The organism is Streptomyces sp. NPDC020875, from assembly GCF_040641415.1.
Classification (GTDB): domain Bacteria; phylum Actinomycetota; class Actinomycetes; order Streptomycetales; family Streptomycetaceae; genus Streptomyces.
The window spans coordinates 1-24,756 of the sequence record NZ_JBFADP010000018.1 but is presented as its reverse complement, the minus strand read 5'-3'; the positions used below and the strand labels follow the sequence as shown (position 1 = coordinate 24,756).

Sequence of the window (24,756 nt, the reverse complement as noted above, 5' to 3'; positions counted from 1 at the left end):
ACCGGGAGACCCGGGCGGGGCTTTCTCATGCCCACACAGGGGGAAGCATGGCCAAGCATCCGGGCGCCGAGTGGCGCCCCATTCCGATCAACCACACAAAGGGCGGACAGACCAGCGTCCGCGGAGTCGTGATTCACATCATGGCGGGCACCCTCGCCGGTACGGACAGTTGGTTCCGGAACCCGCGAGCCCGTGCGTCCAGCCATTTCGGGACCGGCAAGGGCGGCAAGCTCTATCAGTGGGTCGACACCGCCGACAAGGCTTGGGCACAGGCAGGGGGCAATCCGTCGTGGCTCTCGATTGAGAACGAGGGAATGGGCGGGGACAAGCTCTCGGAACACCAGCTCGACCGATGCGCCGAAATCCTCGCGTGGGCTCACAAGCGGTACGGCGTGCCCCTCGCGGTTGCCACCGGTCCGACCGGTCGGGGGCTCGGCTATCACGCCATGGGCGGTAAGGCGTGGGGCAACCATCCCGCATGTCCGGGAACCCGGATCATCGCTCAGCTTCCTGAGATCGTCCGGCGAGCGTCGGTCCTGGTGGGCGACAAGCCCAAGCCCAAGCCCCCCGCGAGTCGGTACGCGCCGTTCCCCGGAGCCGCGTTCTTCCGGTCCTCGCCCCGCTCGGCGCTGATCACTGCTATGGGTCGCCGGCTGGTTGCCGAGGGATGCGGACGGTACGCGGCGGGCCCGGGTCCGCAGTGGACCGAGAGCGACCGCAAGAGCTACGCGGCATGGCAGCGGAAGCGGGGCTACTCCGGCTCTGACGCGGACGGGTGGCCCGGACGGACCACGTGGGACGCACTCAAGGTGCCCCGGGTCGACAACACGCCGTGACCGACTTCCGGCGCGCGGGGACCAGCTCGACCCCGGCCGGGACCAGCTCGACCACACACCACTCACTCACAGCAACTTTCAAGGGGAACCATGCCTTTCGTCTCTGCTCATCCCGCCCGTATCTACGCGGTTGCCGCTGCGTCGCTCGCCCTGGTCGTGCACTACGTGCCGTCGCTGCCCTCGGCCCTGGTGCTCGGTCTGGTCGGTGCGGTGCTCGGTACCGGTGAGGCTGTCCAGCGTGCCGAGGACCGCAAGACCACGGCAGCCGGCGAGGGCGACCACCAGGCCGACGCGTGAGCTACCGACACGTCGGACTGATCGGGGCCGCGGGCTCCGGTAAGGACACGGTCGGGGGCCGACTGATCGAACGGTTCGCGTTCGTCCGGGTGGCGTTCGCGGATCCGGTGCGCGCCCTGGCGCTCGATCTGGACCCGATCGTCTGCACCATGCCCGGACCATACGGGCCGGTCCCGCTGCGTCTCTCCCACATCGTCCGCATCGAGGGGTGGGACCGAGCGAAGCAGCGTCGGGAGGTTCGCCGGACCCTGCAACGGGTCGGGCAGTCGCTCCGGGACCGTGACTCCGAAGTGTGGGTTCGACCCGCGCTCGACAAGATCGCCACCGCCGACCGGTGGAACCTCCCGATCGTCGTCACGGACGTGCGGTACCGCAATGAGGCGGACGCGCTCCGAGCCCGCGGGGCACTGCTGGTGCGCATCGAGCGACCCGGGGACCACGACCACCAGGCCGACCCGGAAGCACGGGCACACCGGTCCGAGACCGAGCTAGCCGACTACCCCACGGACGCGACGTTGACGAACTCCGGCTCGCTCGCCGAGCTGTACGCAGCAGCGGACCGCCTCGCCGTACGGCGCTGAACCCGGGGTGTCGGGGTGACGGGCAAACGGCAATCTCAGTTTTCCTAGGGTTTTCTATACAAACCTGAAAGAGACCAAAGTTCGTCACCCTTGACACCCCCTCGCCGATCCAACTTCCCAGAGGGGGGAACATTCATGCCCGGAGCTATCCGGACTATCCAGCGCGGCGGGTCCCGGTGGTACGTGGACCCGAAGACCGCGATCAAGTACCCGGGCGTTACAAGCATCGTCGGGATGCTGCCCAAGCCCTTTCTCGTCTGGTGGGCCGCCCGTATGGCCGCGGAAACCGCCATCGAGAATTTGGCCGCGGTGACCGCCATTGCGCAGAGCGACCCCACGGGGGCAATCGACTATCTGAGGAACGCGCACGCCCGGTACACAAAGGCGCGGGCAAAGGTCGGCTCACAGGCACACGACCTTTTTGAACGCATGATCCGGGGCGAGACTATCGGCCGTGTGCACCCTGACCTAGAGCCCTACCGGGCCGGTTTTGCGGAATTCCTTGACGTAGTGCGCCCGGTCCTGGTGCGCGCCGAGGACATCGCATGGTCGGACACGTTCGAGTATGCGGGAAGCTTTGATGCGATCCTGCGGGTACAGCTCGGCGAGGACGGAAAGCCGGACCATGTCGACGGCGAGTGGCACACGCTCATTGTCGATTGGAAGACCAGCAAGAGTACCTATCCGGATGTGGCCTTGCAGATGTCTGCCTATGCACACGCGGACAAGATTATTGCCCCGAACGGGGCCGCCGAGGACATGCCCGAATTCGATGGCGCGGCGGTGCTCCACATCACCCCGGATGGGTGGGAATTCCTGCCTGTGCGCATCGAGGGCGAAGTCTTTGAGATCTTCCTGACGCTGCGGAAGGTGTTCAAGTGGGACCGCGAGATATCCAAGACGGTCATTGGGCGCGCTATCGCTTCCGGGGTGCGCCGGCTGGTGACGGGTACGCAGCGGCGCGCATAACTGAATAGCACCACCACCAACTCATTCCGAGGGCGACACCGTATCGAGCGGTCCGCCCTTTTTTCATGCCAAAAACCAGGGGGACAGTATGGCTCTGCGCATTTTCGAGACCGACCCGGACGCTATGCCGAAGGGTACTTTCAGTGATGACACCGTGGGCCGGTTCCATTCGGGCCGGTCGGTCAACAACGTTCTGGAAGCTCTCGCCGAATGGAAGGTGACCACCGGGGACCCGGACGTTGCCGCGGCTATCGCTCAGCTTATGGGCGGCACCCCAGAAGAGACCGAGTCGACTTCCGAGAACTTCATTGAGATTCTGACCGAAACCAAGCGAATCAAGGTCGTCCTTTCCGGGCCGGATGCCATCAGCTCGGATATGAAGCTGTGGAACGGCTCGAATCTTATTCACCATTGTGACGGGGTTGAGTTCCTTTCCCCGGAGGAGGACAAGGGCAAGGCGTGCGGCTGCCCCGCCCTTATGGAGGACCGCAAGGCGGCGGCAAAGAGCAAGCGCGGCCCCTCGCCGAGCATTTCCGTTCTCTTCCGGATCGCCGAGGACTACGACCTTGGCCTTTTCCGTTTCCAGACCGGATCTTGGAAGCTTGCCGAAGTGCTTCACGAGATCGGCAATGCACTCGACAAGGTAGGCGGTGAAGCCCTCGCCGAGCTGTCCATTGAGCTGGTGGAATACACCACCAAGCGGGGTCGGGATGTCTCGTATTTCAAGCCGGTCATTCGGGTTCTGAAGTCTTGGAATGACGCGATAGCCGACTAGGGACCGAGCCGCGGGGGCCCCGGTGCCGATGCGCCCGGGGCCCCTGAACAGGGGAAACACACATGCCCATTCTCGAACTCTGTGCCGGATACGGCGGTCTCGGCCTGGCCGTGGAAATGCTCACCGGGGACCGCGTGACGCACGTTGCCGAAATAGATCCGGCAGCATCACGGGTCCTCGCCGAACGTTATCCGGACGCGCCGAATCTCGGCGACATTACTCAAATCGACTGGTTCGCCCTCGCGGGTGAGATCACCACTATAACGGCCGGGTTTCCGTGCCAAGACATTTCCATAGCAGGAAGGGGGGCGGGTATCAATGGCACGCGTTCGGGGGTCTGGACACACGTCGCCGACGCCATTCGCGCAATTCGACCGGACCTCGTTTTCCTGGAAAACGTTGCGAACATTCGAACCCGCGGAATGCCCGATGTACTCCGGGCCCTGGCCGAGATCGGGTACGACTGTCGGTGGTGTTGCTATCGAGCATCCGCAGTTGGAGCCCCCCACCAACGGGACCGTTGGTTCTGCCTTGCCGTGCCTCAGAACCCCAACGGCAAATCTTGGCAGCAATGGCGGGGCACAGCACCCGCTGAAACGTATTGGGAAGCTCTCTCTCATTCCCTCTCCGGGGGGGGGGAAGCGGCGCGCACATGCGGCCACGCTCGCCGATGAAGCCGTTTTCCTTCTGCCCTACTCCGACCGCCTCAGACTCAACAGGGGGACCGGGGAATTCGCCGAAACGGACGGGTGGGATGAATCTGCGGACGTTCGTCATTCTCCTACCGCATGGTGGGGCGAATTCCTGCCCGCCATCCGCCGATGGGAAGAACTGACGGGTCATCCCGCGCCGGCTCCGACCGAGCGAGGACCCCGCGGAGGAATCCGGCTCACGGCCGAATTCGCCGAATGGCTCATGGGCATTGCGGGTTGGGTCACCGGTGTTCCGGGGCTCAACAGGCGCGACCACCTGAAAGCGATCGGTAATGGCGTGTGCCCGCCGCAGGCTTACGCGGCATTCAGACATCTAATGACCTACAGCGACACCAGGGGGACACATGGGGAAGCGCGGAGTCGTCACGGACTACGGCAGCGAGGAACTGTATCCGGGCGACCTGATTGCGTACGCGGCACGGCAGGGGAATCGGGTACGGCTCGCGGACGCCGTCGTAGAGAAGGTCACGACTCGGTTTGTCGACGGCAGGCTTCGGCCGATGCTGCGGGTCCGTCCGACGGGAATTGAATCCGGGTTTGTCAAGCGCCGTTCACTGCGTTCGGAATGGATATCGGCAGAGCACGTGCGGCTCATCCTCCCGGACATCACGGGCGAGCGGTACGGCTGACAGACCCGATCAGGGGCCGGATGGTTAACTCGTCCGGCCCCCTTTTTTATGGGGGAAATCGATGATCTACGAAGTGGGGACTTCCTACGCCGACCCACTCGGGGATATCCGCGAGGCATGCGCGGGGGACACCATTTTTCTACTCCCAGGATGGCGGGAGCGCGACGACTGGACGCGGTATCTCGATGCGGTCGCGCATGCCATGGCCCGGGGTGCAGTGATCAACCAGGGGGCCGACCTTGTCTAATCCGAATAAGCGCAAGGGCACGGCATGGGAAAGCACCGTGCGGGACTACCTGAATCACACCCTAGAACTGTTGGACAACTTCGGGGCACTCCGGGACCCGTTCGACCCGATGAACATCCGCCGTGCGGCACAGGAAGGGGCACGGGATGTAGGGGATATCCATGCGGTGCCGTTCATTCTCGAATGTAAGGACGTTGAGAAGTCCGCCGTTCCGAAGTGGCTCCGGCAAGCACACGTAGAGGCAAGGCACGCGGGGTTCCCGTACGGGGTGGTGGTCGCCAAACGGCGCGGCTCCGGGGTGGGGGCGGGGCGGGTGCATTTCTCCGTACGTACGTGGACCCGGGTCCGGTCCGCCCTCGCTCTGCACCCGCAGGAAGCGGCGGAGCTGTACGGGGTGACCGTGTCCGCCCGGGGGCTCGACACCGGCCGGTGGTACGCCACGGTGACGCTCGACCGGTTCGCCGTACTGCTCGCGGACGCACGACGGGCGGGGGTGTCGTCCCGTGCTGTTCGCTGACCTGCTCGCCCGGTTCGGCGACGTAACCGCCCACCAGGACGGCGGGTACTCCGCTCGATGCCCCGGGCACCAGGACAGCCGTCCGAGTCTCCGTATATGGAGGGGCGAGGACGACAAGGTTCGGATGACGTGCCGGGCCGGCTGTGACACCGCGGACGTGATCTCGGCGGTACGGCTGTCCTGGTCGGACTTGTTCGATGCCACCGGCCCCGGGAACGTCGTGCCCGCGGGTCGCGCCGAGCTGGTCCTCGTACGACTCATTGCCGGACTCACGGCGTACGTCGACCGGTGCTCCCTCGCCCTCGGCGACTACTCCGCCGAGTGGTCGGCACGGGCTCGGCAGTATCTCGCCGACCGGTTCGGGCTCGATGTGGAGACTGCCGCGGAACTAGGGCTCGGCGTTGACCAGGGCGACCAGGCCGAGGGGTTCACGCACGTCTCGCGGCAGTACCGGGCACATCCTCGGCTCACCGTGCCGTTGCTGGGGTTCGACGGAGTGCCCCGCGGACTACAGGGGCGAGACCTCGGCGGAGAGTGCTCGGCACGGTGGCTCTCGCTGGTCAACCCCAAGGGGCTCCGCTGGTCGCCGTACGGAGTACTGCGGGGCGGTGGCGGATACGGGGTCACGGTCGTGACCGAGGGGCCATCGGATGGGCTCACCGTGGTTGCGTGCGGGTACGACGTGGTGTTCGTCCGTGGCGCAAGCTTCGCCAACTCCCCTGCTCTCATAACCGAGTTGGCCGAGGGACTACGCGGGCAACTGGTCGTGATCGCAGGGGACAACGACACCGCGGGCAACGGGTTCTCGGCTCGGCTCGCCGAGGGACTGACAGACCACGGGGTTACGGCCCTGGTGCTCGACATTCCCCACCAGGGCGACGACGTGACCGACTGGAGAGCGCGCGACCCCGCGGCGTTCCCCGCCGAGCTGCACCGCGCGGTCAAGGCGGCCCGACCCGTCCGGGACACCGCCGAGCGGGAAGCGGCAGACCGGTCCGTCGAGCTTGCCGACCGGACCGGCGCGGAGTCGGTCACCAGGACCGAGGGCACCGAAGCGGCGGACATCCTCGCGCGCCTGGTCGGCACCCTCGGCGAGAGCGACGCCATGAACGCACACGCTCTCGTTGCCTGGTGCTCCGGGAGAATCCGCTACGCGGCCGGTCTCGGTTTCTATACCTGGGACGGACGCATATGGGTCCGCTCTGACAACAGGGTGCGGCAGGAAATCCACCGGATGGGGGCCGCGCTGGTCCTCGCGGGACAGACACAGCCGGCGCGGGGTTTCACAATGACCAGCCGCATTGACGCACTGATGACCGAGCTAAGGTCCGTCCCCAGTGTCATCATCGGCGCGACCGATTTTGACAATCGGCCCGACCTGCTGACTTTCCGCAATGGAACGGTCGATCTTCGCACGGGCAGGCTCCGCCCGCACGACCAGGCCGACCTATTGACGTACGGGCTTGATATCGACTACCGGCCCGACGCGGTGTGCCCCCGGTGGGAATCTTTCCTCGCCGAGGTCTTCCCGGGAATGCCTGAGATGCCCGCATACATTCAGCGGCTGGTCGGGTACGGCATTACCGGCCACGTGTCGGAACAGAGTTTCGGGGTTCTCTGGGGCAAGGGCGCCAACGGGAAATCAGTCCTAGTCGAGACCGTCACCGCAGTGTTCCGGGCGATTGCGAGGACGACGCCATTCGCCACCTTTGAGGAAAGCAAGAGCAGCGGTATCCCGAATGACATTGCAGCCTTGCGCGGCGCTCGACTTGTCATGGCGTCCGAGGGCGAGTCCGGCAAGGCAATGTCAGAATCCATACTCAAGCGGGTGACCGGAAAGGACATGATCTCAGCGCGTTTCCTGCACCGGGAATTCTTCGAGTTTCGCCCGTCGTTCCTGCTGCTGCTGGCCACGAACCACAAGCCCAAATTCAAGAGCCAGGATGAGGGGCTTTGGCGCAGGGTAAAGCTGATCCCGTTCAAAAGATGGTTCGCCCCTCACGAACGGGACCCGGACCTAGACCGGAAGCTACTCGCCGAGGCGGAGGGCATTGCCGCATGGGCGGTGACCGGGGCGGTTGAGTGGCACCGTAAGGGGCTGCAAGACCCCCAGGTCATAACGGCTGCAAGCACGGAGTACCGACAGACCTCGGACCCCCTCGCCGGCTTCCTGCCCGGGGTTCTCGCGTGGGCCGACGACGCCGAGTCAATGAGCGGGAACGACGCTTTTAATTCATATCTGGAATGGTGCGAGGCTGAGAACTTGCCGACCCGAGAGCGCTGGACACGGCAGGCATTCTATGCAGCTATGGAGGAGCGCGGGGCGACAAAGAAGCGCACAAAGACCGGGGTTGCCCTCGGCGGAATCCGGCCCGCCAAGGAAAGCCACGACACGTCCGGTCCGGGCATCTTCGGCGAGTAGCAGTACCGACAGAGGCCGTTCACCTACACCAGGTGGGCGGCCCCTTTTTTGTTTTCAGGGGGAACGCATGATCGAGTTGCAGTACGTTCTAGCCGGTGACCCTGTACGGGTACATGTGCCAGAGACCGCCGACGACCTAGACGCATTCCGGGAATGGGTCGACCAGGCTCACACCCGAGGGCCAATAGCCGTCGACACTGAAACGACCGGACTCAACATTTACAGTCCCGGGTACGGGCTCCGGACGGTTCAATTCGGCGACGCGCATGACGCATGGGTCCTGCTGTACGAGCGAGGCGGACACCACGCACAGTACGCACGGGAAGCGCTCCGCCGATGCCGGGAAGTGCTGATCCACAATGCCATGTTTGATTGGCTGGTCCTGGACGCGCACGCAGGGATTCCGATGGAAGACCTTGCGCCGATCACGACCGATACCCGGATTCTTGCGGCGCTTATCGACCCGCGGCAGCCGTCCGAGGGCGGGGCAGGAACGGCCCTCAAACCGCTTTCCGCCCGATGGGTGGACCCCGCAGCCCCGGACACACAGAACGGCCTTACAAAGGTTTTCAACTCTTTGGGGTTCACGAAAGAGACCGGGTGGGCCGGTATTCCGCTCACGAACAGAACCTATCTGCTGTACGCGGGACTTGACGTTCTGCTGACGGCTCGGCTCGCCCCCGCGCTCCGCGCCGAGCTGGTCCGGCTCGATGTGCGCCCCGCCCTGGTGCCGTACGAACACACCCTCGCTCGCATCTGCGCAACCATGCAGCGCCGCGGGTTGCTGGTCGACCAGGACTATGCGCGGCCCCTCGCGGGCCGGCTCCGGGAAGAGTCGGACCGGTACGGGGCGGTGGCAGCTCGGTACGGGGTGTCGTCGGTCAACAGCTCGGCGCAAGTCGCGGACGCTCTCGCGGGCATGGGCGAGCGACTGACGGAGCGGACCGACTCCGGGGCACTGAAGACAGACAAAGCTGTCCTGCTACCCCTCGCGGACCTTGACCGTGATTGGCAGAGGATCGGGGCGAGAGAACCCAACGTCCTCGCGGACGCCGTGTTGAGGGCCAAAAGAGCGGGGAAGTGGGGCACGGCGTATGCGCAGGCATTTCTAGAGAATGCCGATTCCGACAGTCGCATTCACCCTGCAATATCGCCCCTCGCGGCGCGCACGGGTCGCATGTCCGTAACGGCGGGGCTGCACCAGCTACCGTCATCCGATTTCATCATCCGGCGCGCGATCCTCGCCGAACCCGGACACGTCATGGTGTCAACCGATTTCCAAGCGGTTGAAATGCGGGTCCTCGCGGCCCTCGCGAAGGTGCGCCGGATGATCGAAACTCTCGCGGCCGGTGAGGACTTGCACAGCTTTACGGCGCGACTCCTTTTCGGCGACGACTTCACTAAGACGCACCGGAAGCTAGCCAAGGGGACCGGGCTCGGCAAAATCTACGGCGGCGGAGCCCTTACCATTGCCCGGCAAACCGGTGCACCCGTTGAGGACGTACAGCGGACCCTAACCGCTTATGACCGGCTCTATCCGGAGATTAAGCGCGCGTCCTCGCGGTGGCAGCGACAGGCTTTCCAAAACTCGATGGTGTTCATTTCTGCCACGGGCCGACGGCTTCCGCTGGACCGGGACCGCACCTATTCCGTGGTCAACTACGCCTGTCAAAGCGCGGCTAGGGATCTGCTCGGACAGGCATTGATCACCGCCGAGGAATCCGGGTTGCTCGAATACTGTCGCTTGCCTATTCATGACGAAATCCTCGCGTCGGCACCCGCCGAGGATGCCGAGGACGTTGCCCGCGAGTTCGAGCGCTGCATGGCCATGACCCTGTACGGAGTCCCCATCACCGCGGAAGCGGAAATCGGCGCACGCTCCTGGGGCAGCCTGTACGGCGCTGACTACTAAGCCTTAAGGACGATTGAGCGGCCCCCTGGTTGCCCGTCAAGCCGTAACGGAACGGTATCGCTCACCATGAGATCTCCACGAAAAGACACGGAGAGTATCCGAACTTGATAACAAGATGACCTAGCGTCTCGAAAAGTTTCATCTGATGGGTCAAACCGAACGTTAAGGAGGTCTATGCCCAATAAAGTGCGATCTATGTGCATTGCTGATTCGCTCCGGTATTCATAAATTGGATGCCTCGCAGCGATTCGGCAATGCGCAAGCCCCGTCCCTGCGAGTCAGGGGCGGGGCTTTTTTGTGCTTGCGTGACGCGCATTCACGGGTCATGAACTCTCCGTTCCCGGAAACCTCTGTGCCCCTGTGCAGGGGTATCGACGACCGAAGGAGAGTATCCAATGAAGCGGCTCACTGCTGAAATGATTACCGCGGCCAAAGGTAATGACCTTGAGGCCATATCGGTACTGCTTACTGAAGTCGAACCCCTAGTGGTGAGCCGCGCCATGTTCCACGCAGGCCGCGGGGGTCACGTAGACCGTGAGCTGGTCGAAGACCTTGCTCAGGTGGGGCGTATCTGCATCTGGGAATGCCTGTCCACCTTCGAGGGTGCCGCGCGCGGTGAGTTCCTGGCTTATATTGACCGGCCTCTTCGCACGGCAATGAACGAGCACCGCCGCAAGGTGGCATGCCAGGGGGTCAGTCCGTCCACGGCAAAGGATTTCGAGCTAGCCCTTGACCTCGCGGCCGGGGATCCGTACGACGCGGCACGTGTTGCGACCACCGAAGCCATGGGGACTCGCAGAATGAGCCAGGGGCGTGCGTATGCCGCACTGCTCGCGTGGCTCGGGACTGACTCGCTGGACCGTCCCTTCAGGGAGGATTCCACCACCATTGGTGACGTGATAGCGGCCGTGTCGGAAGTGCCGGTGGATCTGGTTGAAGCCAGCGACTACGTATCCGTGGGGCGCGCTACGGTGCGGTCGGAGGTTCACCGTGTCCTAGGGAGGCTGAGTGAGCGTCAGCGACACGTCCTCAAGGCAGATCACGGGATCACGCCCGTCGCCGACTACGCGACGGAACCGGACGCCACCCTCGCGGCGGACATGGGATGCACCTCGTACCAAGTGCGGCAAGCCCGGGTAAAGGGCCGTGCCCGGTTCGGGGAGCTGTACCGAGCTGGTGCACGCGCATGGTGAATTCAGACATCACTCTGAAGTACGCACGCTCCCGCCTCCTCCCCGGGGCGGAAGGTTCTCCCTCCGGCCCGGCTCGGCCAAATGACCAAGTGCGGTCGCGAATATGCCATGGGTCTATTAGGTCAAGGCCCCTGCGTCGAGCAGGAGTTGTGATTCTCAGACCGTTTGCTGCCCGTTGCGCGAACATTGCTGCGAATTAACTGCATGTGATCGCGGCGCCCGCCCGAGCATGGTCGGACCTAGGGGCGAATTCAAGCCAAACGTGCAAGACTCCGCTCCGAGCCCAGTTCAGAGTAGGGATGCATGGGGTCGATTTTGCGCCCCCAATAGGTAAACGGGAGGCTTCCTTGAATCGAACTCTTGTACTAGCGTGACGCCATGGTGACGCACAGCAAGGAGTACCTAGCTCATACGCACGTTGAAATTCCCGGGAGCAACGGCACGTGGGGCGCCTGTCCCTCGCTTCCAACAGTCCTCGGTGAAGACATCATCAGTACCTGTCGCGATCTGTCCCGCGTTCTGGTCACCCTCGGCGGGGCGACATCGCATCTGCTCGCCGTGCCGAGCGTCCGCCGATTCCGGCTGCTGGCGCGGGACGCTGCGACCGGCGCCCTGGCCGGGGCTTCCTACTGGGTGCGCCACCCGTGCGGCACCTGGAAGCCGAACGGGGACATCGAGCCGGTGACCTCGTGCGCCTACGGGCAGCACATCCCGCAGCCGGCCCGGATGATGGGGCTGGTCGCCTGACGGGCGGGATCTCCACAGAAGGGTGCCGTTTGCTGCACCCGGGGTAAATCTCCCTCGGGGCCCGTACGTTGGGTGCGACGTACTTGGGCCCCGAGAGAGGCGGAGTGAACCGATGTCGCGAGAAGTTGGCGAGACCATCAAGCGTGTCCGGCGGACGCGCGGGTTGTCTCAGGAAGACCTAGCCGAAGCCGCGCGGCTGTCGATCAGCACGGTGCAAAAGGCCGAACAAGGCCGGACGGTGCGCACTGCCACCCTCCACACCATCGCGCGAGTCCTGGGCGTGACCACATCCGAACTCTTTGTGGCTGGCTCGCCCGAACCCGTGAGGGGCGACGACGGCACTCGGCGCAAACTGATGCCAATCCGTGCAGCCCTGATGCCACCCGTCGGGGTTGACGGGGTGCTGACAGGCACGACCCACGCCGTTGTGGAACTGCCGTCCCTGCGGGGTTCGGTGCTATCCGTCCATGATCTCTATCGCGCGGATGACTTCGACGCGGTTGCGAAGGCGCTGCCCGGTGTGTTGCGGGATGCCGCAGTTGCCCACGCAAGTGCTGAGACCGAGGAAGCTCGTAATAGTGCTGCCAGGGTTCGCGCTCTTGCGTTCCTGGTCAGCGGTAAGTACCTCACACAAGTTCGGCAATACGATCTTGCCTACTACGCACTGACCGAGGGGATTCGGGAAGCACGTTCGGCAAGGGATCGGTCGACAGTCGCAACCGGGGTAGTGGGGTTGTGCTGGTTGCTACTTCGGCAAGATCGCTTTGCCGACTGTTACACCCTCGCGGTACAGACCGCAGAGGCGATGGAGCCCCGAATCTCGGATACTGACGTGAGTCGCATTGGTATCTGGGGCGAACTCTGGATGCGCGCGGCGGCGGCAGCAGTCCGCGACAACCGCCCGCAGGAAGCAAAGGCCGCTCGCAGAATGGTTGCGCGAGCATCTGCGGGGCTGGTGACGGAGGATGGCGAGTTCCCCGCCACGTGGGGCGGGTTCGGTCCAATCACAGCATCGATCAAGGCCATTGAGGACTATTTGATCAAGGGGGACGGTAGGGCCGAGGCGCGTGCGGTCCTTCGCAAGTCAGAGAGTGAGGTGCTCCACCCTGAGAACCGCAAGCGGATCGGGAAGCCGCAGGGTGCGAACTGGGGCCGACATCTGCTGGATGTGGCACAGGCTCACTCGCTGTTGGGCGCGCACCAAAACGTTATGGACACCCTTACGGAGGTCTGTGCGGATCAGCCCGAGTGGATCAAGCACCAGCCCATGGCGCGAAGGATCATGACCGACGTTCTTCGGACCCGTAAGCGAACTCTCTCCGTTGAGATGCGGGACATGGCCACTCACCTGGGCATCTCCGGCTAGCTCTCACGCTACGTGCTAGTTCGGTAGCAGCATGCTGCGTAATCGATGGCGCACCGTCCGTGGTCTAGGTCCGCACCCGTCCGTACGGTTCCGGTGTCTGGCCTCACATCCCCCGGAGGCAGCAGCCATGACACAGCGAACCGAAGCCGACCAGTCCCGCCGCCGAACCTTGCACGACGCGGCGGCCGGATTACTCACCTCGCCGGAACCCCCGCCCGCCATCCCGCCCCCGCTCGGCACGCTGCTGCACGACACGGCGCGGGACCGCGCGGGCGAGTTCCGCAGAGCGACCAGCGACCGTTGGACGCTCCGCCCCGTGGGCGGGGGGCCGAGCTGGTCCGTACTCCCCGAGCACACCGAACCCGCCGACACCTTCGCTCGCCTCCGTGCGCGCGAGTTCGAGACCGCGCGTCGGGAGCACCGCCGATGACCGGGCCCTATCTGGCCGAAGTGACCGCCGAGGGCCCCGCGGGCGGCAAGCTGGTCTGCGTCAAACTCGGGTCCACCTCGGCAGGTTCGCGCCGGCTCGCGCTGCGCTGGTTACGCGACCAGGCGCACCGCCTCGCCGATGGGCTCGACCCCGCACCGAACGCATGGTGGGCGAGGGACGCCCCGGGGGCGCTGGTCGAGTTGCCCGGACCGCGCACCGACGTGCCCACGGAGCTACGCCGATGGGAGTCGGACGACCATGCGCACGAGGATGCCCTAGCGCTACTCGCCGCCGGGAGTCCGGTCGCATTCACCGTGGCCGACTACTCGGGTCGCTACACGCTGGCGATATGGCCCGTGTCGCGCTCGCTGGCCCCTGCCAAACGGCGTGCCGATCTGGAGTCGAGCACCGCAAGCCCGTAGCAAGTACACATCATCATTGCGAACGCCGCTCTCGGTATCGGCCCCGTCGTAGTCGCGGGAAGTCCGACCGAGTGCGGACCAACGCTCACCCCACGGGGAGCAACCTGGCACGGGTTGCTACTGAGAGACCCCGCGAGGTGAGGCGCGGGGCGGGGCTGAGGATCCCCGCTCCTGGGTCCCGGCCGTTCTACTGTCCCCCGCCATGGAACGGCCGGGCCCGAAACCCTAACCGCTTTGGAGAGTCGATCAGCCATGCGCAAGGGACAGCCTCTTTTGTCCATAGCCGCTGCCGTCGTCACCCGTATTACCGATGGGCGGTTGCTGCTGGTGCGGCGCCGGAAGCCGGAGCCCGGTCTCTTATGGCAGCACCCTGCCGGAGGGATCGAGCCCGGGGAGACCGCGGAGCAGGCGGCGGTACGGGAAGCACACGAGGAGGCCGGTATCACGGTCGTGCCCGGGGTCCGGATCGGCGAACGAACCCATAACTGGACCGGTCGCCACATCGTCTACGTGGCATGCCTGGTGGTATCCGGCACGGCGCACGTGGCCGCCCCGCGCGAAGTTGCTGAAACGGCCTGGATCCCGCCCTATCTGCTGGATACCTATGTCCCGGCTGCCTATGCGCCTGTGCGGCAGTACCTCGGACTGACCCCTTCGCGAGACACACGCTTGAAGTCTCCCCAATGATCGCCGTAAACCTGTCCCGGCCGCGTGGGTTCCCGCCCGACCCGGAGCGTTGCGAGGTGTGCCGGACCTTGCGGACGCGGATGCACGACGCGGCAGCGGCAGGGCTGATCGACCCGTTCATAAAAGTCCGAGATCTGCGGTCCCTGCACGAGAACACCGCACATACCGACAACTGCAATCCGCACCAGGCATCGGCCCGCCCGGACCGGGAGTTGCCCCCGCCGAGTGCAGCGCAGGAACGGGTCATCCTCGCGCAGGATCGCGTAGCTGACAGGTATCTGATGGGCGCCTCCCTCACCAGGCTCGCCCGGGAGTACTGCGTCAGCTACGGATGGCTGGCCGAGTTCTTCGATGGCCTCGGTATTGCACGCCGTGCGCACGCCGACACCAAAGCCATACGGGCCCCCCGCCCAGGAATGCCGTCCCCAGAGTATTCCGGTACCTGTTCGGGTCCGGACACCACCGAGAGAGAGCGCAACATGTACAAGCGCAAGTCCTCCACGGTCAAGGCCGTACGTGCCGAAGCGGTCCGAGCCGCACGGGGGGAGCCTGCCACCCCGGAAGAAAACCAGGAAGCTGCGGGGCGCCGGGCCCTGATGCGCGGGGCTAGCACCGGCGTACGACGGCAGCACGCACAAGACCGGGTGCAGATGGGCCCGAACGGAACGGGATCCCCGGACCAGGGCGAGGACTAGAGGCTTCGACGCTTGGGCTTCCCGACCCGGAGCCGTGTAGCGCTTCCCAAGCTCCGTCCCCGCCGGACACCACTGTCATGGCCGTTCGGCGGGGACGGGTCCTGAAAGACACCCAACGAAAAGGGAGAGTGGCAAGTGACCACCGCAACCCTTGTCCGCCCCGCCCCTGAGAAGGTGGCGGAGCGTGCCCGCGAGATCCACCGCACCATGCAAGCTGACCCGGAGTTCGGGCGACTGTGGGACACGTGCGCGAAGTATTCGTCCGACTGGACCGACTGCTACGGGTACACGATCATCCCGGAGTACGACGCCACCGCCGACGCTCCGGCCCTGTTCAAGGAAACCACCCGGGCCATGGCCCTCAAGAGCGCCGTGTTCGATCTGACGGACGGCAACGAGCGGGCCGCAGAACTCCGGCTGCCCGTCCCGGTCGACGTCATGTCGCACGCGCTCACGGCTCAATTCACACTGTTGTGCCGTATGCAGGAGCGGGGCGGCTTCCGGTTCGTGCACATGACGGACATGGAAGACGGCGCGGGTGGTGGTCTCTGGGACCACGGCGACTACACCCATCAGTCGTATCGGCTCGCGTTCGGACCGGTCAATGACCGGTACTGGATCGGCGCGGCTGAGACCGAGCGTCGTCGCAGGGTGCTGGACGGAGTGTTCTCCCGGATCGGGGTCACCGAGCGCGCGAAGCGCGTTTCCATCCCGCTCGGCGTAGACGTGACCACCAGGTAGACGCATCAGTCGGCGCGGCAGGTAGGTCCACCGGAAGCGGGGGCGGGGCGAACCGATCAGGCTCTAGCCCGATCTTGTGAGGGTGGACGCACGCCGGAGTTCCGTCCGACGTGTACCGATGTCCGTCCGCAGGGTTGAACGGACAGTCCCGGTTCGGCCGGTCATAGACCACGAACCCGGACCGGGGCAGTCTCTTCCCAGGGCAGATACCGCACGCCGGATGGTCCAGATCGTCCGCGCTGACGAAAGGTGCGTCCACAGACCGGAGCCTAGCCCTGTGGGGCAGGCTCCGGGCTCCGATTCGGCCCCTCTTGCCCCTGCCGGAGGAATGGGCCGGAACGGCGCGGCGCCCCCGCCGGCCCCGCCTGTCACGGCGCCGATCGTGACGGGCGGGGCTCCGTGCACTTCGGATCGGCTACCCCTGGCCCTTGTCACCCTCGGGGGACCCCACGAAGGTTCCCATGCTTGGGATGGTGGTGATCATCCCGGACTCACGCAGGGCTTTCGTCGCCTTGCGCATCGTGTCCCGGTTCACGCCGAACTCTGCTGCCAACCGGACTTCTGAAAGCTGGAAGCGCACCGGATACTCCCCGCGCTCAATGCGGCGGGTGATCTCTTCTGCGATCTGCTGCCACTTCGGGCGCATGGGGTCGAACTCCACACCCTGACGCTACCGAGGGGGCAACCACGACGCACTTCCACCCATAGCGACCCATGGGGGTGGACAGGGGTGTACAGGCTCTCTACCGTCAGACATGAAAACGCCCCGATGAACCGTTGGCCCGGTCATCGGGGCTGCCGATCAGCCACTGAGGAGCTGAACCGACATGCGAGACCTTATCGTCCGCGCGCTCACATGGACCCTGCACCAGTTACTCCCCGCCCGGGGCCGACACCGCGCCCCCGAGCCGAGCCGGCCCGTCCCCGTCGTCATCTGCGCCCCGCAATCTCCGATCCCCGTGCACGTCCTCGCCCGGACGATGCCGCCCCCGCCCCGAACGTTCCGCATCCCGCCGTACATGGGTCCCTGGATCGAGCGGCAGAAGCAAGCACAGCGACGGGTGGCGGTGGCTCTCGCACTGGCAGGCATCGACTACGCGTACGTTCCCGAGGGCGTATCGGCGGTGGTCCTGTGACACGCGACGGACTGAACGCCACCCTCCCGACAGAATTCGCCGCCCCCTGCGTCTACTGCGGACGCTGCACCACGGCTGCCGTCGTCGTCGGCGCGACCGAACGCGCGAGCGGCCCGCCGATACTTCAGTACGCGTGCCCCGACCATGCCGCGTTGTACGGTGCCGGACCGTCCCCGGACGATGTGATCCGGTAAGTACCAGACAGAAGAGAGCCCCGTTCGGCCACGTGTCGGACGGGGCTCTCCCATGTCCACCGTGAGGATCCATGATCGATCCGTAGTGGGTGTACATGCCCGTAAGTCAGTGGAGGGGACACAGTGGACCGAAAGAAGTGGATCATCATCGGTGCGGCAGCGGTCGCGTTCGGCGGAGTCCTGTCACTGGTGCAAGACGGCGACGACTCCACCGACAAGCCCACCGCCACGAAATCCGCCACCGCGACCACGGATCCAGCGGACACACCCTCTACGACGCCGTCAAAGCCCCCCACGGGTACCGGCGTCCCGACACCGGACACGGCGCAGCGGGCAGCCCTGATAAGCGCTCTGACAGCCGTAGACACGGGCCTGGTCACCAAGGAAGACCGAGCCGTCAGCCGAGCCCGGAGCACGTGTCTCGACATCAAACAGGGCAAGGAAGCGTCGGCGGTGCAGAGCAACACGAAGCAACGGTTCGAGGGCGGAACGGTGCCGAGCCTCAGCGACGACCAGGCCGCCGCGATCGTGGCCGCCGTGAAGTCGTCGTTCTGCTCCTGACTGGACCGGAAGCGCGCATACCCTCGGTTCATGAGTGACCCCGCAGACGAGATTGTCCGGACCAACATCCGAGCCCACCAGGATGGAGGGGGCCCGATCACCAGACTGTTCGAGACAGGGGCGATCGGAAGCGATTTGCTCCCCGCGCTGGACGCAGCGGCAGCCCGCGCCGAGGACCAGGGCGACCACGAAGGGGCCTCGCGGATCGGCGACGTGATCAGCTACGCCGCCACCGTGGGCGACCGGCCCGCAGTACCCAACTGGCCCACCTGCTGACGGACCCAGACAGCAAAACGCCCCGCTCGGCCACCGTGCCGGACGGGGCTTTTCTGCGTCTGACCTGGTGCTTTTCGACTTACCAGGGTGTAGGGTCTGCGCAGTTCCCCGCGCCCCTAAATGCTCTCCCCCGCACCGGCCCTGAAAAGGGTCCCGGCCCCGGGAGAAAGGGCTGGGTCCTTTCCGATGGGTCCCGGCCCCGGGGTGAGGGGCGGGGCCCTTTCGGAGGGCGACAACCGGGGGGAACCAGGGGCGCGGGGAACTGCGCGACAAGCCCATCACCGGGGCGCGGGTGGACCGACCGCATCAGGTGGCACCCACCCCTCCCCGGGACGGGCTCCGGCCCCGAGTGGCATGTTCGGTCGGCGTGGTCGGGGGGTGCAGGGTCGCCCCCGCAACGGACGGCGGAAAAGACCGGGTCTCCCGGACAAGACCCCCACTTCCGCCGTCCGAGAGGAGGTGAGCCCGGAGGCCACCGACCCTCCCGACGCCGCACAAGACCGCCCGCATACCGCCGGAGCAACGGTCACATCTTCAACAGCCCCGCCGGCGCCTGAGGCGCGAACACCCCGCCTGGGCACAGGCAACCCCGGCACCAGGCGCCCGAGAAGCCAAGCACCCCACAGCGGGAGGCGACTACGCCGCCTGGAGTTCCAAGCGCGCGCCGAATTCGCGGACCGGGGGCTCGGCCGCGTAGGGCTCCAGGCGTTGTTGGAGGTCGTCCAGGTATTCCGCGCCCCGGCTGGAGCGGAGTGTGCCGAGGAGTTCGAGGGCGCGGGTGCCGCTGTGGCACGCCTGTTCCACTTCGCGCTGCTGGACCTGTGCCGTGGCCAGCAGTGCGTAGCCGATCGCGCGGCGCCTCGCCCGGGTCTCGGGGTGGCCTTCGAGCGCGCCCGCCGCGTGGTGTGCGGCGGCTTCGGAGTGGCCCAGGTCGCGGTAGCAGTGGGCGAGTTCGTCGGCGAGGTACGCCTCGTCGAAGTGGTCGATCCAGACGGGGTCGTCGCCCTTGTCGGGTTCGGCGCGTTCGAGGGCGGCGAGGGCTTTGCCCGCGACGGTCTGGCAGGTGCGGGCGTCGCCGAGGAGGGCGTGGCCGCGCGCTTCGGCTGCGTAGAACATGGCTTGGGCCCGGGGGGTGACCTGGCCGCGGGCGCCTTCCTGGGCGGCGCGCGCGAGTTGGGCGATCTCGCGCGGGTTGCCGAGTTGGGCGGCGAGGTGGCTCATGGAGGCGGCGAGGACGTACCCCCCGTACCCCCGGTCGTCGGCGGCCTGGGCGAGTCGCAGCGCCTGGATGTAGTAGCGCTGGGCGAGTCCGGGCTGGCCGGTGTCGACGGCCATGTATCCGGCGAGTTCGGTGAGCCGGGCGACGGCGGCGAAGAGTTCGCGGCCGATGGATTCGCGGTAGGACCCGGAGAGCAGTCCGGAGACGACGGAGTTGAGGTAGTGGACGACGACGGGCCTGATGTGTCCGCTGCCGAACCGGTGGTCGAGGTCGGTGAGGGCGGCGGTCATGGCGCGGACGGCTTCGACGTCGGCGCTGCCGACGCGGGCTCCGGCGGTCCGGGCGACCTGGGTGTCGGCGCCGGTGATCAGCCAGTCGCGGCTGGGTTCGACAAGTGCCGACGCGGCGACGGACGCGCCGGAGAGGAAGTCGCGGCGGCCGACGTCGCTGCGCCAGAGTTCGCAGACCTGCTCGATGGCGCCGAGTACGGTCGGGGAGAACTGGAGTCCGACGCCGGACGCGAGGTTTTTGCCGTTGGCCATGCCGATCTCGTCGATCGTGACCGTACGGCCCAGTTTGCGGCCGAGGGCCTCGGCGATGATGCCGGGTGCCCGGCCCCGGGGCTGCTGGCCTCGGAGCCAGCGCGCCACGGATGTCTTGTCGTAGCGCAGATCGAGTCCGCGTTCCGCGCCGACCATGTTGACGCGGCGCGCGAGCCCGGCGTTGGAGCACCCGGCTTCCTGGATGAGCGCCTGCAGCCGTTCGTTCGGCTGGCGGGCGACGAGTGGCCTGGCTGCCATTGGATCCTTAACCCCCTGAGGCGCCGTCGGGTGATCGAAATCCTTGAATTCGGAAATACCTCGGTCCGAGAAGACCCGGAGGGTTCCGAGAGGGTCTTGATCACTGCCCGGCGGATATACGGAGAATGCAGACTTAAGAGCGTTGGTCGAGTTGGTCGGGTTTCTCCAGAATGCTGGAGGCATCCGAGGGCCCGTACGTCAAGAAATCCGGAAGTCCCCCCGAAAGATGCCCCCGGACGCACTCGACCGAACCGGAATGAAGCACTCCGGATCGCTGCACCCGTCCACGGTCACCGGGCATCGTCGCCCGCGGGGGCGCGCTCCCCCGCACGACCGCCCCTCCCAAGGGTGATACCCGGTCCCGGGACCGCTGTACAGGCGCGCCCCCGTATGTGCATCGATGCGCCCCATATGCGGGATCATGATGCCGGGGGCGGCCCGTAGGGGGCCCGTAACCCCCGGTGATCACGGGAGTTGAGAGGTCGTGGAAGAGACCATCGGAACTACGGATACCGCGCAGATCCCCCGGCAACGGGCGGGCGAGCAGCTGCTGGACCATGCCGTGCGGTATGCGGAGGAACGGCACTGGGACGTGTTCCCCGGTACGTGGCTGGAGGCGGGCGACGGCAAGGAGTACTGCTCCTGCGGCGACACCGACTGCGCCGCCCCGGGCGCGCACGCCACCCGCCCGGACTGGGTGAACCAGGCGACGGGCAGCGCGGCGGGGGCCCGCCGGATGTGGGGCAAGCAGCCGAAGGCGGCCGTACTGCTGCCCACGGGACGGACGTTCGACGTACTGGACGTGCCGGAGTCGGCCGGGTTCCTGGCCCTGGCGCGGCTGGAACGGATGGACCTTCCGCTGGGTCCGGTGATCTCCACCCCCGACCGCCGGATGATCTTCCTGGTGCTGCCGGGCGGCGCGGCCAAGGCCCCGGCGCTCGTCCGCGACCTCGGCTGGGCCCCCAGCTCCCTCGATCTGGTCCCGCGCGGCCAGGGCCACTACATCGCGGCCCCGCCGACCCGGATCGGCGGCCTGGGCCCGGTGCAGTGGGCCCGCAGGCCCACCCCGGAGAACCGCTGGCTGCCGGACGCGGAGGAGCTGATCAGCCCGCTGGCGTACGCCTGCGGCCGGGAGCGGAGCCGCCCGGGTACGGTGCCGTCCGCCTGACCGGCCCCGAGAACCCGAGGACCTGAACGACCCGGGGCCCCCACGCCCCGTTACGTATGGACATACGCGGCACCGGCGCCGCCGGCGTTCCGACCGGCGCTCCCCCCACCCGGTCGCCCCGCCCCCTCCTCCCCCCACCGGGCGGCCGAAAGCCCGGGACCCCGTACCCGTACCCGCACCTGAAAAATCGTTTCTCCCAGCTGTCTAGGCTGGCCCCGTACAGGCACGAACAGGGGACCGAAGGAGCACGACCATGCCGGACCAGCAGACGGCGGCCGGGGAGAACCCGGCGGACGGCAGGGCGGCGACCGCACCGCCCGCCGTCCAGGTGGAAGGTCTGTGGAAGAGGTTCGGCGAACAACTCGCCGTCTCGGGTATCGACCTCACCCTCCCCGCCGGGCGGTTCATCGGCCTCGTCGGCCCCAACGGCGCGGGCAAGACCACCACCCTCTCCATGGTGACGGGCCTGCTCCGCCCCGACACCGGGCGGATCTCCATCGCGGGCCACGACGTCTGGGCCGACCCGGTCGCCGTGAAGTCCCGGATCGGCGTACTCCCCGAGGGCCTGCGGATGTTCGAACGGCTCTCCGGCCGGGAACTCCTCGCCTACAGCGGACGGCTGCGCGGCCTCCCCGGCGACGAGGTCGACAAGCGGGCCACCCAACTCCTCGACGTCCTCGGACTCGCGGGCGCCCAGCACAAACTGGTCGTCGACTACTCCACCGGCATGCGGAAGAAGATCGGACTCGCCTCCGCGCTCCTCCACAACCCCGAAGTCCTCTTCCTCGACGAACCCTTCGAAGGCGTCGACCCCGTCTCGGCCCAGACCATCCGGGGCGTCCTGGAGCGGTACACCGCGTCCGGCGCGACCGTGATCTTCTCCAGCCATGTGATGGAGCTGGTGGAATCGCTCTGCGACTGGGTCGCCGTGATGGCCCAGGGCCGGATCGTGGCCCAGGGCCCGCTCGCGGAGGTCAGGGGCGAGGCGCCCACCCTCCAGCACGCGTTCCTCGAACTCGTCGGCGTACGGGACGAGGACACCGGCGCGGCCCTCGACTGGCTGGGCGGCGGAAACGGTACGGACCGATGAGCGCGGCAGCCCCGGCCGCCGGACCCGTCGCCGACTCCCCCGCCGGGCCGCGCGAACTGTCCACCGGCGAGCTCGCCGCCGTCTTCGTACGGCTGAAGCTGACCCTGCTGCGCAACGGGCTCCACCAGTCCACCGCGCGCAAGACGGTCTTCGTCATCTCCCTCGTCCTCGCCGTCCTCTTCGCCTTCGCCCAACTGCTCGGCTTCGTCCTGGGACGTGACAGCGACTACGTCACCACCTTCGGCATCCTGTACGCCGCCGTGCTCGCGGGCGGCTGGGCCGTGATGCCGCTCTTCTTCCCCAGCGGCGACGAAACCCTCGACGCCACCAGGCTCGTGATGCTGCCGCTGCGGCCCGGGCCACTGGTCACGGCGCTCACCGCCGCCTCCCTCGTCGGCACAGGCCCCCTGTTCACCTTCTGCGTCCTGCTCGGCGCCGGAATCGGCCTCGCCCACAGCTGGGCCGCCGTCGCCGTCGCGATCGTCGCCGTACCCCTCGCCCTGCTCGGCTGCATAGCCCTCGCCCGGGCCGTCGCCGCCGCCAACATCCGGCTCCTCACCTCCCGCAAAGGACGCGACCTCGCGATCCTCAGCGGACTCGTGATCGCCGTCGGACTCCAGGGCGTCAACTTCGCCTTCCAGGAACTCGGCCGCTCCGAAGACGGATTCCGGGCCCTCGACCCCGCCGCCGACATCGCCCAATGGCTCCCCGTCGCCTCCGCGATCAGCGCCGTCGACGCCACCAGCGACGGCGCGTACGGCATCGCCGCAGCCCAGCTCGCGATCACCGCGACCGCCCTCGCCGCACTGCTGCTGTGGTGGCGCCGGATGCTGACCCGGCTGATGACCACCCCCGACGGCTCCACCCTCGCCGCCGCCTCCGAACAGGAGACCAGCGGCGACAGCCGCCTCTTCCGGCTCCTGCCCGGCGGCCGGACCGGCGCCGTGATGCAGCGGGCCCTGCGCTACCTGTGGCGCGACCCCAAGACCAAAGCCGGACTCGTCTCCGGACTGGCCCTCGGGGCGATCATCCCCCTCTTCTACGTCCTCCAGGGCAACGGCTCCATCTACCTCGCGGCCTTCGCCACCAGCATGCTCGGCATGCAGATGTACAACCAGTTCGGGCAGGACACCTCCGCGTTCTGGATGGTCCTCCAGACCATGTCCACCCCCCGCGACGCCTACGAGGAACTCCGGGCCCGAGCCCTCGCACTCCTCCTGATCGCCCTCCCCTACTCGATCCTCGTCACCGTCGCCGTCGCCATCGCCGTCGACGACCTCCCCGGACTCCCGCCCGCACTCGGAATCACCTTCGCCGTCCTCGGCGCGATGCTGGGCACCGGGGCGTACGGCTCCGCGCGCTTCCCCTACTCCATCCCCCAGGACAACGCCTACAAGAACGTCGCCCCCGGACAGGCGTCCCTCGCCTGGATCTCCCTCGCGGGCGGCGGACTCCTCTCGGCACTCCTCGTATCACCGCTGATCGTCGCACTCTTCCTGCTCGACGACGCGCGCCTGTGGATACTGCTGCCCGCCGGAGTGGTCTACGGGCCGCTGCTGGCCTGGGCGGGCCTCCGCCTGGCCGCACCCCTCACGGCCCGCCGGGGCCCGGAAATCCTCACGGCGGTCAGCAAGGGGTAGTCGCCTCCCGCGGGGTCGCCTCCCGCTGCGGGGTGCGCCGCGCCGGGGCCCTCCGGGGGAGGACCCGCCACTACCGGGCCGCGCCCGGCGCCCTGCTGTTGTTCGCGGTCTGCGGACCGTGGCTGGCTGGTCGCGCAGTTCCCCGCGCCCCTGGTTGCCCCCTCCGAGCCGCCTCGGAAAGGGGGCGCCCTTCGGGCGGGGATGGATGTGCCTCCTCCGGAGGTGTTTCGACCGCGCCCCGGTCGTGGCTTGTCGCGCAGTTCCCCGCGCCCCTAAATGCTCTCCCCAGCACCGGACCTGTAGAGAAGACGGGCCCTCTTGGGGGCGCGGGGAACTGCGCGGGCAACCCTCCACCGGGGCGCGGGTGGACCAACCACATCAGGTGGCAGTCACCCCTCCCCCGGGACGGGCTCCAGCCCCGAGTGGCATGTCCAGTGCGCGTGGTCGGGGGGTGCAGGGTCGCCCCCTGGGGGTCCCCCCAAAGGCAGCTTTG

26 protein-coding genes are annotated in these 24,756 nt (G+C 66.9%); 24 read left to right on the top strand and 2 right to left on the bottom strand.

Features of this window, described 5'->3' with window-relative positions; genetic code table 11:
• Positions 1–47 precede the first annotated feature (47 nt).
• From AB0G74_RS12690 to AB0G74_RS12605, 18 genes are all read left to right on the top strand, one after another.
• Positions 48–836 carry a peptidoglycan-binding protein gene (locus AB0G74_RS12690; protein ID WP_361144251.1) on the top strand — a complete coding sequence of 263 codons (789 nt, stop codon included), beginning with the start codon at positions 48–50 and terminating at the stop codon, positions 834–836.
• 90 nt (positions 837–926) lie between these two features.
• The gene (locus AB0G74_RS12685; protein ID WP_361144248.1) at positions 927–1,133 is read left to right on the top strand and encodes a hypothetical protein; all 207 of its coding nucleotides are present in this window, start codon (positions 927–929) and stop codon (positions 1,131–1,133) included.
• Positions 1,130–1,714: a hypothetical protein gene (locus AB0G74_RS12680; protein ID WP_361144245.1), complete on the top strand. Its 585-nt coding sequence runs from the start codon at positions 1,130–1,132 to the stop codon at positions 1,712–1,714. The genes AB0G74_RS12685 and AB0G74_RS12680 overlap by 4 nt, the downstream gene beginning before the upstream one ends.
• 183 nt (positions 1,715–1,897) lie before the next feature.
• Positions 1,898–2,683 (top strand): hypothetical protein, encoded by a 786-nt coding sequence (locus AB0G74_RS12675; protein ID WP_361144242.1) that lies wholly within the window; start codon positions 1,898–1,900, stop codon positions 2,681–2,683.
• Positions 2,684–2,771: 88 nt separating this feature from the next.
• Entirely contained in the window at positions 2,772–3,458 is a 687-nt protein-coding gene (locus tag AB0G74_RS12670) for a hypothetical protein (RefSeq protein WP_361144239.1), read from the top strand.
• 62 nt (positions 3,459–3,520) lie between these two features.
• On the top strand, positions 3,521–4,132 hold the full coding sequence (locus tag AB0G74_RS12665) for a DNA cytosine methyltransferase (RefSeq protein WP_361144236.1): 612 nt from the start codon (positions 3,521–3,523) through the stop codon (positions 4,130–4,132).
• Positions 4,133–4,515: 383 nt separating this feature from the next.
• Positions 4,516–4,800, top strand: a complete 285-nt coding sequence (locus tag AB0G74_RS12660; protein WP_361144233.1) for a hypothetical protein — start codon at positions 4,516–4,518, stop codon at positions 4,798–4,800.
• A 284-nt stretch (positions 4,801–5,084) separates the two neighbouring features.
• Complete coding sequence (locus tag AB0G74_RS12655) at positions 5,085–5,564, top strand: hypothetical protein (protein WP_361144230.1); 480 nt, start codon at positions 5,085–5,087, stop codon at positions 5,562–5,564.
• On the top strand, positions 5,551–7,986 hold the full coding sequence (locus AB0G74_RS12650; protein WP_361144227.1) for a phage/plasmid primase, P4 family: 2,436 nt from the start codon (positions 5,551–5,553) through the stop codon (positions 7,984–7,986). The genes AB0G74_RS12655 and AB0G74_RS12650 overlap by 14 nt, the downstream gene beginning before the upstream one ends.
• 67 nt (positions 7,987–8,053) lie before the next feature.
• Entirely contained in the window at positions 8,054–9,898 is a 1,845-nt protein-coding gene (locus AB0G74_RS12645) for a DNA polymerase (RefSeq protein WP_361144224.1), read from the top strand.
• Positions 9,899–10,293: 395 nt separating this feature from the next.
• A complete protein-coding gene (locus tag AB0G74_RS12640; RefSeq protein ID WP_361144221.1) occupies positions 10,294–11,091 on the top strand; it encodes a hypothetical protein in 798 nt (265 codons plus the stop codon).
• Positions 11,092–11,469: 378 nt separating this feature from the next.
• The gene (locus AB0G74_RS12635) at positions 11,470–11,838 is read left to right on the top strand and encodes a hypothetical protein (protein ID WP_361144218.1); all 369 of its coding nucleotides are present in this window, start codon (positions 11,470–11,472) and stop codon (positions 11,836–11,838) included.
• 112 nt (positions 11,839–11,950) lie between these two features.
• The gene (locus AB0G74_RS12630) at positions 11,951–13,204 is read left to right on the top strand and encodes a helix-turn-helix transcriptional regulator (protein ID WP_361144215.1); all 1,254 of its coding nucleotides are present in this window, start codon (positions 11,951–11,953) and stop codon (positions 13,202–13,204) included.
• A 127-nt stretch (positions 13,205–13,331) separates the two neighbouring features.
• Entirely contained in the window at positions 13,332–13,634 is a 303-nt protein-coding gene (locus AB0G74_RS12625; protein ID WP_361144213.1) for a hypothetical protein, read from the top strand.
• A complete protein-coding gene (locus AB0G74_RS12620; RefSeq protein ID WP_361144210.1) occupies positions 13,631–14,056 on the top strand; it encodes a hypothetical protein in 426 nt (141 codons plus the stop codon). The genes AB0G74_RS12625 and AB0G74_RS12620 overlap by 4 nt, the downstream gene beginning before the upstream one ends.
• 252 nt (positions 14,057–14,308) lie before the next feature.
• Positions 14,309–14,743 carry an NUDIX hydrolase gene (locus AB0G74_RS12615; RefSeq protein WP_361144207.1) on the top strand — a complete coding sequence of 145 codons (435 nt, stop codon included), beginning with the start codon at positions 14,309–14,311 and terminating at the stop codon, positions 14,741–14,743.
• Positions 14,740–15,438, top strand: a complete 699-nt coding sequence (locus AB0G74_RS12610; protein ID WP_361144204.1) for a hypothetical protein — start codon at positions 14,740–14,742, stop codon at positions 15,436–15,438. Before AB0G74_RS12615 ends, AB0G74_RS12610 begins: the two co-directional genes overlap by 4 nt.
• Before the next feature lie 135 nt (positions 15,439–15,573).
• Positions 15,574–16,179, top strand: coding sequence for a hypothetical protein (locus AB0G74_RS12605; protein WP_361144201.1), 606 nt, complete (start codon positions 15,574–15,576; stop codon positions 16,177–16,179).
• Between the two features lie 415 nt (positions 16,180–16,594).
• Here AB0G74_RS12605 and AB0G74_RS12600 read toward each other — a convergent pair whose 3' ends face one another.
• Positions 16,595–16,840 carry a GntR family transcriptional regulator gene (locus tag AB0G74_RS12600; protein ID WP_361144198.1) on the bottom strand — a complete coding sequence of 82 codons (246 nt, stop codon included), beginning with the start codon at positions 16,838–16,840 and terminating at the stop codon, positions 16,595–16,597.
• A 166-nt stretch (positions 16,841–17,006) separates the two neighbouring features.
• On the opposite strand from AB0G74_RS12600, the gene AB0G74_RS12595 reads away from it, so the two are divergent.
• From AB0G74_RS12595 to AB0G74_RS12585, 3 genes are all read left to right on the top strand, one after another.
• Positions 17,007–17,315 (top strand): hypothetical protein, encoded by a 309-nt coding sequence (locus tag AB0G74_RS12595; protein WP_361144195.1) that lies wholly within the window; start codon positions 17,007–17,009, stop codon positions 17,313–17,315.
• A gap of 317 nt (positions 17,316–17,632) precedes the next feature.
• On the top strand, positions 17,633–18,070 hold the full coding sequence (locus AB0G74_RS12590; protein WP_361144192.1) for a DUF732 domain-containing protein: 438 nt from the start codon (positions 17,633–17,635) through the stop codon (positions 18,068–18,070).
• 30 nt (positions 18,071–18,100) lie between these two features.
• Positions 18,101–18,346, top strand: coding sequence for a hypothetical protein (locus tag AB0G74_RS12585; RefSeq protein ID WP_361144188.1), 246 nt, complete (start codon positions 18,101–18,103; stop codon positions 18,344–18,346).
• Between the two features lie 636 nt (positions 18,347–18,982).
• On the opposite strand, the gene AB0G74_RS12580 is transcribed toward AB0G74_RS12585, so the two are convergent.
• Positions 18,983–20,365 (bottom strand): transcriptional regulator, encoded by a 1,383-nt coding sequence (locus AB0G74_RS12580; protein WP_361144185.1) that lies wholly within the window; start codon positions 20,363–20,365, stop codon positions 18,983–18,985.
• Positions 20,366–20,849: 484 nt separating this feature from the next.
• Here AB0G74_RS12580 and AB0G74_RS12575 point away from each other — a divergent pair, with 484 nt between their 5' ends.
• From AB0G74_RS12575 to AB0G74_RS12565, 3 genes are all read left to right on the top strand, one after another.
• Positions 20,850–21,533, top strand: a complete 684-nt coding sequence (locus AB0G74_RS12575; protein ID WP_361144182.1) for a bifunctional DNA primase/polymerase — start codon at positions 20,850–20,852, stop codon at positions 21,531–21,533.
• Positions 21,534–21,786: 253 nt separating this feature from the next.
• On the top strand, positions 21,787–22,623 hold the full coding sequence (locus AB0G74_RS12570; protein WP_361144179.1) for an ABC transporter ATP-binding protein: 837 nt from the start codon (positions 21,787–21,789) through the stop codon (positions 22,621–22,623).
• Positions 22,620–24,263, top strand: a complete 1,644-nt coding sequence (locus AB0G74_RS12565; RefSeq protein WP_361144176.1) for a transporter — start codon at positions 22,620–22,622, stop codon at positions 24,261–24,263. The genes AB0G74_RS12570 and AB0G74_RS12565 overlap by 4 nt, the downstream gene beginning before the upstream one ends.
• The last annotated feature ends 493 nt before the right edge of the window (positions 24,264–24,756 follow it).